We start from the raw sequence: 13,566 nt of genomic DNA, 5'->3' as shown, positions 1-13,566 counted from the left end.
AGTTCACCAGGATTGACCGGCGTCCTGACACAGCTGTTTGGCCAACATGCCCAGCGTCATCAACGCTCGCTCGGCCTCCCGATTCCAAGGCAAACCACAGTTCAGGCGAATACAGTGATTGAATTGTTCTGTATTGCTGAAAATCAGGCCCGGCGCAATGCTGATGCCCTGCTCCAACGCCCGGACATGCAGTTCCTGCGTATTGACCCTTCCCGGCAAGCTGATCCACAAGATGAACCCGCCAGCGGGGCGACTGATCTGTGTGCCTTCCGGAAACATCTGTTGGACTGCCAGCTGGAATGCACTCAGATTCTTCCGATGCTCCTGTCGGATGTAGCGCAAGTGGCGATCGTAACCGCCGTTTTCCAGATAAGACGCCACCGCCATCTGCGTCACACTGCACGCAGAATGGGTACTGAACGTCTGCAAACGCTGGATTTCCGCTTGGTATTTACCGGCGATCATCCAGCCGATCCGCACGCCCGGCGACAGGGTTTTCGAGAAACTTGAGCAATAGATCACGCGCCCCAGACGATCAAAGGCCTTGAGCGCCTTGGTCTTGTTCTGCTCGTACATCAGCTCGCCGTAGATATCGTCTTCGATGACCTGAATATCGAAGTCGGAGGCCAGTCGCAGCAGGTGCTTCTGCCGCTCTTCAGGCATGGTGCTGCCCAAGGGGTTACTCAGGCGCGAGGTCATCACCAGCGCCTTGATCGACCATTGATTGGCCGCCAGTTGCAAGGCTTCCAGACTGATACCCGTGTTCGGGTCGCTGGGAATCTCGATCACTTTCAGGCCCAGCAGATCAGCCAGTTGCAGCAGCCCGTAATAGGTAGGGGACTCCGCCGCAATCAGGTCCCCCGGGCTGGTCAGCACCCGCAGCGACATTTGCAGTGCATCGACACAGCCATGAGTGATCACGACATCAGAAGGGTCGACCACCACACCTGCATCGCGCATGCGGATCGCCACCTGCCGACGCAGCGGCTCAAATCCGGGACTGAACATGTAGTTGAAGGCACGGGGGCTCTGAAAACGCGTGACCTTGGCCAGTTGCTGATGCAAGGCGCGCAGCGGCAGGTAGTCGATATGGGGCACAGCGGCGCCAAAGGCAAAGACGCCCTCACGACGCGCCTCGACCAACACTTGCTGAATGATACTTGCTCGCGTGACCAGGCCAGGCCGCTCAACCCGCGCAATATCAGGGGTCGGCGCCGTCAGCGCGGGGGTCTGATGCACGTAGTAACCGGACTGCGGACGTGCGCGGATCAGCCCCTGATCCTCAAGATTGGCGTAGGCCTGCAATACCGTCGCATGGCTCACATTGAGCTGAGAACTCATCTTGCGCACCGAAGGCACACGCTCACCGGGCTGATAAACGCCACGGCGAATGTCTTCAGCCAACTGCTGAGCGATGCGTTGATACAGCAGAAGATTGGTCATTTCGTGTCCCTCGATTGCGCGCCTTCACTGCTATGGCCGAGTGCGAAACAGCGATCAGCGCAAGCCACTTACCGTAACAGTTGGAAAGTGTACGGGGACAGTTCAGTTCGCGGCTAGTCATACTTCGGTTTGCGAAAAAATAAACTGCAGCATATCTGCCAAATGACCGGCTTTTATGTACAAAAAAGCCCGGCTTTTCTGATTAAAACCGGGCTGATTGAAAAATATTTTTCAGCGGGCAGCGCTGAGCTTGCCTTTTTCGTCAGAAAACACGATTTCAACCCGACGATTTTGCGCCCGACCGCGTTCCGAACTGTTCACATCCACCGGAAATTGATCACCGTAACCCTCAACCTGGATGCGCTCGTCTTCAATGCCAAGGTCCGACAATACATCCGCCACGGCCTGCGCGCGGTCGCGAGACAGTTGCAGGTTCTCCTGGCTGTCACCCGTGCTGTCGGTGTAGCCCTCGATCCGTACCACCCGCTTTGGGTTGAATTGCAGGAACTGTACGACCTTCAGCACGGTGCGATTGGCAGAGCTTTTCAACTCCGCGCGCCCCGTGTCGAACAACATGTCGCCAAGGGTCATCACCAGACCGCGCTCATTTTGTTGAGTCGACAGGCTGATGACCTGATCCTCTGCCCACTTGCCCTGCTGCTGCGCCCCGGCGAGCTTGGCTTCGCGCAGTGCCAGTTGCAGGCGCTGGCGTTCGAGCTCAAGCCGCGCCAGTTTTTCCTGATTGAGCAGCAACTGGCTGTGTTCCGCAGCAATGGCACTGTATCGGCTACTCAGGTACGCGTAGTGGCTGACGTCGTCCGAACTACCAACATAACTGGACAAGCGCTCAGCTCGCGCCAGCAATTCACCGGCACGGATCACATCCTTGGGCGCGCTGCGCAAAACGTTGGTATCACCCTTCACTTTCTGGAAATCGGCGCTGGCGCTTTGCAGTGCTTTTTCACTGCTCTGGTGCCCGGCGCAGCCATACAGACCCGCACTGCCCAGGAGCAGACATACGCTCAAGATGCGAGGGATGCAGTTCATTGAGCAGCCCCCAACTGTTTGCGCAACCGCTCCAGACGAGTGTTCACCTGGGTCAGTTGCTCGTCGCTCTTTTGAGTCAGTACGCGCGCTTCCGCCAGCCGCGCATCCAGCTCCGACTGCTCCGCCTGCATGCGTGCATCCTTATAGGACTTGTTCGTCATGTCGGCCCGGGCTTGGGCGAGCTTTGCCTGAGCACTGGCCATATCAGGCTCTTCGTCGGTGGCGCCGACAGCCGTCGCCTGAGCAACAGCCTGTTCGGTGAGTTTGAGTTGCTCGTTGGGCGCGGGGTCATTGGCGCAGCCGAATAGCGAGACAATGGCCATGACGGCGAATAAAGGTCGTATTCTCGAAAAAACGCTCAAAACGAATTCCTGTTGAACATGCTTACTGTTTGATGGCGCTGGTCGGCTGCTGAAGTTGAGCTTTCCACAGTTCCAGGTTGTGCGCGATAGCTTCACTGGAACGACCCGAAGCCGCCAATTCTGTCATTTTTTTCGCCAACTGTCCGCGCAGCCAAGGGTCGTTACAGGCCGAATTGAACGACAGCGCCAAATACAAACCCGGTCTATCAAGCGGCAACGGCTGCGACTGAAGGTCCTTGGCCATCGCCAGCGTTTGGACCAACGCCATTCCGGCATAGCGCCCGGCGAGCACAAACTCGACCTGCCCCAGCATCAACTTCTGGAAGGCTTGCGTCAGATTGGGCTGTTTCTCGAGGGTCAGATGTTCCTTGATAGCGTTATCGAATCCGGGAGTGATGCGGGTTTTTTCCGAGATTGCACCGGGATGCCCGTGCAGTTCAGCGAGTGAGTTAAAAGGCTGCGCATGCCCGACGCGGGTCCAGACCATGATTTCGTTCTGGGCAATCGGCGGGTGAATGAAATCCAGCGATTCCAGTTCGTTATTGTTCAGCGGCGTGTCGGCCAGCAGGTCCATTCGGCCGGTGCGCACTTCTTCCAGTGCCTGGCTGCGCTTGCCGCCATAGAGCAACTCAACTTTGACGCCCATTTGCGCCGCAGCCTCCTTGAGCAAGTCGGCGTTGGCCCCCATCAAGTGCGCGGGGTCCTGCGGGTCGCGCCACAGATACGGCGGGGCGTCGGGGCTGCCGGTCACGACCAGCCGATCACATTTGCCTGCCGCACTGGCCTCCATCGAGGACAACAGCAGCAAACCCGCAAACAGCGTAATCAGCGTCTGCCTTGGCGACGGCATGGCAACATCCTTTTTCAATCCAATAAAAAACCCGCTCATTCCAGGCTATGGAACACACAGGCCATCGATGAAGCTCGATGATAGTGGGTTCGAACAGCCCGAAAGAACGGGTTCTCTTTATAAGTCAGGCGACTGAATTAGACCAGCTTCTCCAACTCGGGAACGGCTTCGAACAGATCCGCCACCAGACCGTAATCGGCCACCTGGAAGATCGGTGCTTCTTCGTCCTTGTTGATCGCAACGATCACTTTGGAGTCTTTCATACCGGCCAGGTGCTGGATCGCGCCGGAGATGCCGACAGCGATGTACAACTGAGGTGCGACGATCTTGCCCGTCTGACCGACCTGCATGTCGTTCGGTACGAAGCCTGCGTCGACCGCAGCGCGGGAGGCGCCCACGGCAGCACCCAGCTTGTCGGCCAGGGCGTACAGGTGTTTGAAGTTGTCACCGTTCTGCATGCCACGGCCGCCAGAAACGACGATTTTGGCAGCGGTCAGCTCAGGACGGTCGGACTTGGCCAGCTCTTCACCGACGAAAGACGATTTGCCTGCGTCGTGAGCAGCGCCCACGGCTTCAACAGCAGCGGAACCGCCCTCAGCAGCAACGGCATCGAAGCCGGTGGCGCGAACGGTAATGACCTTTATGGCCGCCGACGACTGAACGGTCGCAATGGCGTTACCCGCGTAGATTGGGCGCTTGAAGGTGTCAGCCGATTCAACCGAAATGATTTCGGAGATCTGATCGACGTCCAGTTGTGCAGCCACACGCGGCAGGACGTTCTTGCCGTTGGACGTCGCTGCAGCCAGAACGTGGCTGTAACCCGATGCCAGCTCAACGACCAGTGGCGCAATGTTTTCTGGCAGTTGGTGCGCGTAGGCCGCATTGTCGGCCACCAGCACTTTCGAAACACCGGCGATTTTCGCAGCGGCTTCTCCGACAGCGCCAACACCCTGGCCTGCGACCAGGACGTGAATGTCGCCACCGATCTTGGCAGCAGCAGCAACGGTGTTCAGGGTGGCGGGAGCGATCGCGCCGTTTTCGTGCTCAGCGATAACCAGGATAGTCATTTAGATTACCTTCGCCTCGTTCTTCAGTTTCTCGACCAGTTCAGCAACCGACTTGACCTTGATGCCTGCGCTGCGAGCAGCCGGGGCTTCGACTTTCAGGGTCTTGTTGGTGGAAGCCACGGAAACGCCCAGTGCATCCGGGGTGACGGTTTCCAGTGGCTTCTTCTTGGCCTTCATGATGTTCGGCAGCGACGCGTAGCGTGGCTCGTTCAGACGCAGGTCGGTGGTGACGATGGCCGGCAGGCTCAACGACACGGTTTGCAGACCGCCGTCGATTTCGCGGGTGACGGCAACCTTGTCGCCCGAGACCTCGACTTTAGAAGCGAAGGTGCCTTGCGCGTAACCGCTCAGGGCAGCCAGCATCTGGCCAGTCTGGTTGTTGTCGCTGTCGATGGCCTGCTTGCCGAGGATGACCAACTGTGGCTGCTCTTTATCGACGACGGCTTTGAGCAGCTTGGCCACGGCCAGGGAGTTCAGCTCGTCAGCGGCTTCAACGAGGATGGCGCGGTCGGCACCCAGGGCCAGCGCGGTGCGCAGTTGCTCCTGAGCAGTGGTCGGGCCGACGGTCACGACGACGATTTCGCTCGCAACGCCCTTCTCTTTCAGGCGAACAGCCTCTTCCACAGCGATTTCGCAGAAAGGGTTCATGGACATTTTGACGTTAGCGAGATCGACGCCGGAGTTGTCCGCTTTGACGCGAACCTTGACGTTGTAGTCGACCACTCGTTTGACAGCTACAAGAACCTTCATGGATTCCTCGTTACTCTCCGGTGAAAAGAAGTCGCCAGGTCGTGCCTGGCGATGGGTACACGTCAGTGTAAAGAACACCTTTGAAAACAGCGTATTCGTGGTTGCTTAACGGTGAGTTCAGCAAAAAACAACCGCCCATCCGCCTTAAGCCAAGTCATACGCGGGCCGCACGTGTAAACTGCTCCCCGCCTGCGGTCCTTGAAGATTCAAGGTACTTTGCGGGTTTGCTGCACGGCACTCGCGTCGCTTTCAGAGGTGTTCTCGTACCAACGGCCAGCCTACGGCGAGCGCAAAACCGCCCGTATCTTGACCGGAACGCCTATTCCGGTCAATACGACAAAAACGCCAGTCACAAGCCGTCTCCCTATGTTTTATCAGGGTTTCAGCTGATTCAAACAAACGTTTGTATTGGACCTTCAAGGTGGTGTAGATATAATGCGCCCCTTTGAGATGACACCCGGATGACAACCTGCCCCGCGTGTCGGTTTTCAGTGACCTATAAAAAAATACCGTTCGAGCCTTGATCAGGAGATAGCCAGTGGAACGCGAATTTATGGAATTCGACGTCGTCATCGTCGGAGCCGGCCCCGCCGGGCTGTCCGCCGCATGCCGTCTGAAGCAGAAGGCCGCCGAAGCGGGCCAGGAAATCAGCGTCTGCGTGGTGGAAAAAGGCTCCGAAGTCGGCGCCCACATTCTCTCCGGTGCCGTGTTCGAACCACGCGCCCTGAACGAGCTGTTCCCTGACTGGAAAGAGCTTGGCGCACCGCTGAACACGCCGGTCAAGGGCGATGACATTTATGTGCTGACCAGCGGCGAAGCCGGGACCAAAGTCCCTGGCGCCTTCGTGCCGAAAACCATGCACAACGAAGGCAACTACATTATCTCCCTCGGCAACCTGTGCCGCTGGCTGGCACAGCAGGCCGAGAATCTGGGCGTCGAAATCTATCCAGGCTTCGCCGCTCAGGAAGCGCTTATCGACGACAACGGCGTGGTGCGCGGAATCGTCACAGGCGACATGGGCGTGGACCGCGAAGGCCAGCCCAAAGACGGCATGTACACCCCCGGCATGGAACTGCGCGGCAAGTACACCCTGTTCGCTGAAGGCTGCCGTGGCCACATCGGCAAACAACTGATCAAGCGTTTCAATCTGGACAGCGAATCCGACGCCCAGCATTACGGCATCGGCCTTAAAGAAATCTGGGAAATCGACCCGGCCAGGCATCAACAAGGCCTCGTCGTGCATACCGCTGGCTGGCCGCTGGACGTCATGGGCACCGAGAACACCGGCGGTTCCTTCCTTTATCACCTGGAAAACAACCAGGTGGTGGTCGGTCTGATCGTTGACCTGTCGTACTCCAACCCGTTCCTGTCGCCGTTCGACGAGTTCCAGCGCCTCAAGCATCACCCGGTCCTCAAGCAGTACCTGGAAGGCGGCAAGCGCATCAGCTACGGCGCTCGCGCGATCTGCAAAGGCGGTCTGAATTCGCTGCCGAAGATGGTCTTCCCGGGCGGCGCACTGATCGGTTGCGACCTGGGTACGCTGAACTTTGCCAAGATCAAGGGCAGCCATACCGCCATGAAGTCCGGCATGCTGGCCGCCGAATCGCTGGCCGATGCCCTGCTCGCCGGTAACGAAGGCGGTGAAGTGCTGAACACTTACGTGGATGCGTTCAAAGGCAGTTGGCTGTACGAAGAGCTGTTCGCCAGCCGCAACTTCGGCGCGGCGATTCACAAGTTCGGTCCGATCCTGGGTGGTGCGTTCAACTACATCGATCAGAACTGGTTCGGCGGCAAGATCCCGTTCACTCTGCACGACAACAAGCCGGATTACGCCTGCATGAAGCTGGCCGCGGATTCGAAACGCATCGAGTACCCGAAACCGGACGGCAAGCTGAGCTTCGACAAACTGAGTTCGGTGTTCATCTCGGGCACCAACCACGAAGAAGAGCAACCGTGCCACCTGAAGCTGAAGGACCCGAACATCCCGATCAGCGTCAACCTGCCCAAGTACGACGAACCGGCGCAGCGCTACTGCCCGGCGGGCGTGTATGAGGTGGTGACGCAGGAGGACGGCGCCAAGCGCTTCCAGATCAACGCCCAGAACTGTGTGCACTGCAAGACCTGTGACATCAAGGACCCTTCGCAGAACATCACCTGGGTCACACCGGAAGGTGCGGGCGGACCGACGTACCCGAATATGTAAACGCCTGTAGGAGCGCGCTTGCCCGCGATGAACGATGACGCGGATTGCCTGACAGACCGCGGTGCGGGTTTCGCGGGCAAGCGCGCTCCTACAATGCGCTACCGAGTCATGCCGAAATCCTCAGCTGCGCCCCCTCCTCCCCCGGGCTTCGCTCGAAGTAGCGCTTGTACTCGCGACTGAACTGCGATGTGCTCTGATACCCCACCTTGTGCGCGACCTGCGCCACGCCCATGCCTTCACCGATCAACATCTGTTGCGCCTTGAGCAATCGCACGCGTTTGAGGTACTGGACCGGCGACAGCAACGTGCAGCGTTTGAAATGCTCATGAAAGGTCGAAGCGCTCATGTTGGCGCAACGGGCCAGTTCTTCGACGCTCAGCGCTTCGTTGTAGTGATCGCGCAGGTGCTGCAATGCCGCGGCGATCCGGGCGAAGTGGCCTTGCTGCTCGACCAGCGCGCGTAACACCCCCGCCTGTGGTCCGCGCAAGGCGGCATACAGTACCTCGCGAACCAGCGACGGCCCCATGACCTGACGATCCATCGGCGTGTGCAGGCAGCGCAACAGGCGTTCGACGCTTTCCCGCATCGGTGCGTCCAGCGCCGCAGAGGTCATGGATTCCGGGGTCTGGGCCTTGACCGACGCATCGATGGGCAGCGCCATGGCTTGCACCAAATCCCCCAGCACCATCCGGTCAATCGAGACCGACACGCCATACAGCGGCTCTTCAGGCGTAGCGAAGGTTTCGCACATGAACGGCACCGAGAGGGCTTGCACCAGATAGTGCCCCGCACCGTATTCGAATGTCCGAGCGCCCAAACGCGCCAGCTTGCTGCCTTGAGCCAGGATGATCAGGCTGGGTTCGTAGATCTGAGGGCTGCTGGCAACGTAATAGCTCCATGAGAGTGTCTGTACGCCCGGCAGCCCCGTGTCGAGAAAACCGGGTGTATGGGAAAGCGGCTTGATCAAAGACACCAGCGTTTCGTTTTCTGCGGAATGAGAAGTCAGGGGCATGGGGAACCAGGCAGAGGATTAGACACTGGCATGATCGCAGATCCGCACGCCCACGCATCGCCCGATCATCCAACTCCGGAGCATTAGGCATGACAGACGTAGGAATGGTCATGGTCGCAGAGGACCTCGCTGAGCAGAATGCATCGCCTCCACTGTATCGTTTTAGCGAGGTTCCACATGTACACAGCTATCGGTTACGCCGCCCAGTCGGCCACCACTCCCCTCGCCCCCATGACCTTCAACCGCCGCAGCCCGCGCCCGGACGATGTGGCCATCGAGATTCTGTACTGCGGCGTCTGCCACTCCGACATCCATCAGGCGCGCAACGAATGGGGCATCGCCGTTTATCCGCTGATGCCGGGCCACGAAATCGTTGGCAAGGTCACTGAAGTCGGCGCCAACGTGACGAAACACAAAGTCGGCGACCTGGTCGGCGTCGGCTGCATGGTTGATTCCTGCCGTCATTGCGAAGCCTGTGCGGCGGATCTGGAACAATATTGCCTGGAAGGCCCAACCCTGACCTACGCCACGCCGGACCGTGTCGACGGCAGCAACACCATGGGCGGCTACTCCAGCAGCATCGTGGTCAGCGAACACTTTGTGGTGCGCATTCCCGAAAAACTTAACTTGGCAGCTGCCGCGCCGATCCTCTGCGCAGGCATCACCACCTACTCGCCGCTCAAGCACTACGGTGTGAAAGCGGGCGACAAGGTCGGTGTACTGGGCATGGGTGGTCTGGGCCACATGGGCATCAAATTCGCCAAGGCCATGGGCGCTGAAGTCACGTTGTTCACCCGTTCGGCCAGCAAGGCTGAAGAAGCCCGTCGTCAAGGCGCAGACCATGTGATCGTGTCCACCGACGCCGCGCAAATGAAGGCCGCTGCCGGGCGTTTCGACTTCCTGCTGGACACCATTCCGGTGCAGCACGACCTGAACCCGTACCTGGAAACCCTGCGTTTTGACGGCGTGCACATTCTGGTGGGCCTGATCGAACCGGTCGACTCGGCACTGCATGCGGCCAATCTAGTGATGAAACGCCGCGTGCTGGCTGGCTCGTTGATTGGCGGTATCGCCGAAACTCAGGAAGTGCTGGATTTCTGCGCCGAGCATGACATCAGTTGCGACATCGAGATGCTCGATATCAAGAACATCAACGAGGCGTACAGCCGCATGATCGCGGGCGATGTGAAGTATCGGTTCGTGATTGATATGGCGACGTTGAAGGCCTGATCACCTTACCGTGATCGTTGATCGTTCCCACGCTCTGCGTGGGAATGCCGGTAGTGACGCTCGCGGAGCGTGGGAACGATCATCATCGGCTGTACCGGCGTATCGCGAATGAATTCGCTCCCACAGAGGGATCGCGGAGTCTGGCAGACCTCTACCTTACCCACCCAACTCCGCCGACAAGCGCGCCGCCACTGCCTTGATCACCGGCACCAGCTCGGCCATCTTCTCCAGCGGCATGTAGGGAACGGTACTGGCAATGCTGATCCCGGCCACAATGTGTTTGCTGGCATCCCGAATCGGCGCCGCCACGCAGCGAATCGACGGCTCGTTGTCTTCCAGATCGAATGCATATCCGCCCTTCACGTACTCGTGCATCCGCGTGCGCACCTGTTCCCAGGTCTGTTCCTCATAAGCGGGCCAGAGTGGATTCCTCACCCCTTCCGGCACGCTGATATCGAACAGCCGCTGCCATTCACTTTCCGGGCTGTCCAGCAGCAGCGCCTTGCCGATCCCGGTACGCGCCAGCGGCATGCGATGGCCGACCCGAGAGCGCATTTCCGGGCCGTTGCGGCCTGGGTTTTTGTGCAGATAAAGCACATCATCGCCTTCGCGAATCGCCAAATGCACGGTGTCGCCGGTCAGCGCTGACAACTCATCGAGAAACGGTCGCGCCAGCATGGGCAGCGGCAGTTCTTCCCGCGCCTGAAACCCCAACTCGATCAGCTTTGGCCCCAATACGTAACCCATCTGTGGCAGCACCCGCAGGTAACGCTCTTCAACCAGACAACTGGCCAGACGATGGGTCGTGCTGCGCGTCGTGCCGATCAGGCGGGCAATTTCCTTGAGGTCACGGGCACCACTGGCCACCGCGTGCACCACACCCAAGCCGCGCATCAACGTTTGCGTGCCGGTAGGTGCTGGGTCTTTGCCTGTTGTCGGTGCGGTGTCGGGGGAATCTTGCATATCGCGCCTTATCGATGTGGGAGCTGGCGACATTATCGTCGCCAGTTCTTTGCAGTGCCAACCTTACAGCTCGATCCGCTCCACCTTGCCCACCAGCAGGATGTAGGACAGCGCGCCGAGCAACGCCAGCACGGCAATGTAAGTGATCGCCGGGGCGAACGACTCACCCGACGCCAGGAAGCCGATCACGATCGGCGTGGCGATGGCCGCAAGGTTGCCGATCAGGTTGAAGGTGCCGCCAGTCAGCCCCAGCAAACGAGCCGGTGCCAGGGTCGAGACCAGCGACCAGGTGATCGACGCCAAACCGTTGCCGAAAAACGCCAGCGCCAGGAAAGCGATGACCAGCGGCGTCGATTCCACATAGTTGGCACCAATGATCGACGTGGAGATCAGCAGGCCCGCGATGATCGGCAGTTTGCGCGCAAAACCCACGGTGTAGCCGCGACGGATCAGCCAGTCGGAAAAGAAGCCCGAACAGAGCACGCCGATGAAGGCGGCAAGAAATGGCAGCGACGCCAACAGCCCGGACTTGATGAAGTCCATGCCCCGGTATTTGACCAGGTAGGTCGGAAACCAGGTGAGGAAGAACCACAGGGTGGAGTTGAGACAGAACTGGCCCAGGTAAATGCCCCACAGTTTGCGCTTGCTCAGGACGATGCCCAGGTCGGACCAGTTGAAGCCTGCCTTGGCTTTGGCGGTGTCAGTCTGGATGTCCACCAGCCCGCCGCCCTCTTTGATCAGGTCGATTTCTCCCTGATTCACACCTTTGAAGTCGCGAGGCTCGCGATAGACCATGTACCAGATCGCCGCCCACAGCACGCCGACACCACCGGTGACAACAAACACCATGTGCCAGCCGAATGCGGTTTGCAGCCAGGCGAGGATCGGGGTCAGGAACGCCAGGCCCACGAATTGCCCCGAGGTGTAGAAGCCCACCGCGGTGGCGCGTTCTTTTTCCGGGAACCAGGCGGTGACCACGCGGCTGTTGATCGGGTAGGCCGGAGCTTCCAGCGCGCCGACGGCCATGCGCAGGACGAACAGGCCGACAAAACTGCCGACGAAGCCGAGGAAAATGGTGGCGATGGACCACAGTGCCAGCGCGACGGTGTAGAGGATGCGCGGCGGGACGCGGTCCACCAGCCAGCCGCCGGGCAATTGCATGGCCGCGTAGGTCCAGCCGAACGCAGAGAAAATCAGACCGGCGTGCACCGCGTCGATGCCCAGTTCGTTGGTCAGCGCGGGGGCGGCGATGGACAGGTTGCTGCGGTCCAGGTAGTTGATGACCACGGTGATGAACAGCAACACCATGATGAAGAAGCGTTTGCGGGTGGGCGTGGCAGTGATCGCCTGCGCCTCCGGCAAGGTCTGTGTGCGCATGGGGGAGTGCCTCTTTTTATGGTTGTCTGAGGTCGTGTGTATTTTTTTGAAGTGTTGATCGTTCCCACGCGGAGCGTGGGAACGATCAGAGGATCAGATCACCACTCGGCAAAGCTGCCATCGGCATGGCGCCAGATCGGGTTGCGCCAGCGGTGGCCGACGGCGGCGCGTTCCTTGACGTACTCTTCGTTGATTTCGATGCCCAGACCCGGACCATTCGGGATTTTCACCATGCCCTGTTCGTAATCGAACACCCGTGGATCTTTGACGTAGTCCAGCAGGTCGTTGCTTTCGTTGTAGTGAATGCCCAGGCTCTGCTCCTGGATGAACGCGTTGTAGCAGGCCGCGTCCAGTTGCAGGCACGCCGCCAGCGCGATCGGCCCCAGCGGGCAATGCAGCGCCAGCGCCACGTCGTAGGCTTCGGCCATGTTGGCGATCTTGCGGGTTTCGGTGATGCCGCCTGCGTGGGAGGCATCAGGCTGGATAATGTCGACGTAGCCTTCGCTCAGCACACGCTTGAAGTCCCAGCGCGAGTACAAACGCTCGCCCAGCGCAATTGGCGTGCTGGTCAGCGGCGCCAGTTCTTTCAAGGCCTCGTAGTTTTCGCTGAGCACCGGCTCTTCGATGAACATCAGCTTGTAGGGATCCAGTTCCTTCATCAGCACCTTGGCCATCGGTTTGTGCACACGGCCATGGAAATCCACACCGATGCCGACGTTAGGGCCGACCGCATCGCGTACGGCGGCGACGTTGGCCAGCGCCAGGTCGACCTTGTCGAAGGTGTCGAGGAACTGCAGTTCTTCAGTGCCGTTCATCTTCACAGCGGTAAAGCCACGGGCCACAGCCTCCTTGGCCGCTCGCGCCGTGTCAGCCGGACGATCACCGCCAATCCACGAATACACGCGAATCTTGTCGCGCACCTGGCCGCCCAGCAGGTCGCTGACCGACACGCCCAGCGCCTTGCCCTTGATGTCCCACAGGGCCTGGTCGATACCGGCCAGGGCGCTCATGTGAATCGCGCCGCCGCGGTAGAAGCCGCCGCGATAGAGTACGGTCCAGATGTCTTCGATGTTGCGCGGGTCTTTGCCGATCAGGTAGTCGGACAGCTCATCCACGGCAGCGGCCACGGTGTGGGCACGGCCTTCGACCACAGGTTCGCCCCAGCCGGTCACGCCCTCGTCGGTTTCCACTTTCAGGAAGCACCAGCGCGGCGGCACGATGAAGGTCGTCAGTTTGGTGATTTTCATCTTGTCTCTCTCTTA

The 13,566-nt window shown here is 59.5% G+C and carries 12 protein-coding genes; 2 read left to right on the top strand and 10 right to left on the bottom strand.

Going from position 1 to position 13,566, the window contains the following annotated elements; all coding sequences use genetic code 11:
• Positions 1 to 3 precede the first annotated feature (3 nt).
• The 6 genes from ACI2KB_RS08980 to ACI2KB_RS08955 form a co-directional block, all read right to left on the bottom strand.
• Complete coding sequence (locus tag ACI2KB_RS08980) at positions 4 to 1,443, bottom strand: PLP-dependent aminotransferase family protein (RefSeq protein ID WP_404633518.1); 1,440 nt, start codon at positions 1,441 to 1,443, stop codon at positions 4 to 6.
• 231 nt (positions 1,444 to 1,674) lie between these two features.
• On the bottom strand, positions 1,675 to 2,490 hold the full coding sequence (locus ACI2KB_RS08975; protein ID WP_404633516.1) for an OmpA family protein: 816 nt from the start codon (positions 2,488 to 2,490) through the stop codon (positions 1,675 to 1,677).
• The gene (locus ACI2KB_RS08970) at positions 2,487 to 2,813 is read right to left on the bottom strand and encodes a DUF4398 domain-containing protein (protein WP_404633588.1); all 327 of its coding nucleotides are present in this window, start codon (positions 2,811 to 2,813) and stop codon (positions 2,487 to 2,489) included. The genes ACI2KB_RS08975 and ACI2KB_RS08970 overlap by 4 nt, the downstream gene beginning before the upstream one ends.
• A 61-nt stretch (positions 2,814 to 2,874) precedes the next feature.
• Complete coding sequence (locus ACI2KB_RS08965) at positions 2,875 to 3,702, bottom strand: substrate-binding periplasmic protein (protein WP_404633514.1); 828 nt, start codon at positions 3,700 to 3,702, stop codon at positions 2,875 to 2,877.
• A gap of 137 nt (positions 3,703 to 3,839) precedes the next feature.
• On the bottom strand, positions 3,840 to 4,769 hold the full coding sequence (locus ACI2KB_RS08960; RefSeq protein WP_404633512.1) for an electron transfer flavoprotein subunit alpha/FixB family protein: 930 nt from the start codon (positions 4,767 to 4,769) through the stop codon (positions 3,840 to 3,842).
• Positions 4,770 to 5,519 carry an electron transfer flavoprotein subunit beta/FixA family protein gene (locus tag ACI2KB_RS08955; RefSeq protein ID WP_404633510.1) on the bottom strand — a complete coding sequence of 250 codons (750 nt, stop codon included), beginning with the start codon at positions 5,517 to 5,519 and terminating at the stop codon, positions 4,770 to 4,772.
• Positions 5,520 to 6,057: 538 nt separating this feature from the next.
• Between ACI2KB_RS08955 and ACI2KB_RS08950 the strand changes: the two genes are divergently transcribed.
• Positions 6,058 to 7,722, top strand: a complete 1,665-nt coding sequence (locus tag ACI2KB_RS08950) for an electron transfer flavoprotein-ubiquinone oxidoreductase (protein WP_404633508.1) — start codon at positions 6,058 to 6,060, stop codon at positions 7,720 to 7,722.
• A gap of 106 nt (positions 7,723 to 7,828) precedes the next feature.
• On the opposite strand, the gene ACI2KB_RS08945 is transcribed toward ACI2KB_RS08950, so the two are convergent.
• A complete protein-coding gene (locus tag ACI2KB_RS08945; protein ID WP_404633506.1) occupies positions 7,829 to 8,734 on the bottom strand; it encodes an AraC family transcriptional regulator N-terminal domain-containing protein in 906 nt (301 codons plus the stop codon).
• Positions 8,735 to 8,911: 177 nt separating this feature from the next.
• On the opposite strand from ACI2KB_RS08945, the gene ACI2KB_RS08940 reads away from it, so the two are divergent.
• Positions 8,912 to 9,964, top strand: a complete 1,053-nt coding sequence (locus tag ACI2KB_RS08940) for an NAD(P)-dependent alcohol dehydrogenase (RefSeq protein WP_404633504.1) — start codon at positions 8,912 to 8,914, stop codon at positions 9,962 to 9,964.
• Between the two features lie 156 nt (positions 9,965 to 10,120).
• Here the strand turns inward: ACI2KB_RS08940 and ACI2KB_RS08935 are convergent, their stop codons facing one another.
• The 3 genes from ACI2KB_RS08935 to dgoD all read right to left on the bottom strand — a co-directional run bounded on the left by ACI2KB_RS08935 (position 10,121) and on the right by dgoD (position 13,551).
• Positions 10,121 to 10,927, bottom strand: coding sequence for an IclR family transcriptional regulator (locus ACI2KB_RS08935; RefSeq protein WP_404633502.1), 807 nt, complete (start codon positions 10,925 to 10,927; stop codon positions 10,121 to 10,123).
• A gap of 63 nt (positions 10,928 to 10,990) precedes the next feature.
• Complete coding sequence (locus ACI2KB_RS08930; RefSeq protein WP_404633500.1) at positions 10,991 to 12,304, bottom strand: MFS transporter; 1,314 nt, start codon at positions 12,302 to 12,304, stop codon at positions 10,991 to 10,993.
• Between the two features lie 98 nt (positions 12,305 to 12,402).
• Complete coding sequence (gene dgoD, locus ACI2KB_RS08925) at positions 12,403 to 13,551, bottom strand: galactonate dehydratase (protein ID WP_404633498.1); 1,149 nt, start codon at positions 13,549 to 13,551, stop codon at positions 12,403 to 12,405.
• Between the last annotated feature and the right edge of the window lie 15 nt (positions 13,552 to 13,566).

The sequence above is a fragment of the Pseudomonas sp. NPDC088444 genome (assembly GCF_044900175.1).
GTDB lineage: Bacteria > Pseudomonadota > Gammaproteobacteria > Pseudomonadales > Pseudomonadaceae > Aquipseudomonas.
This window is presented reverse-complemented; position numbering and strand designations above follow the sequence as displayed.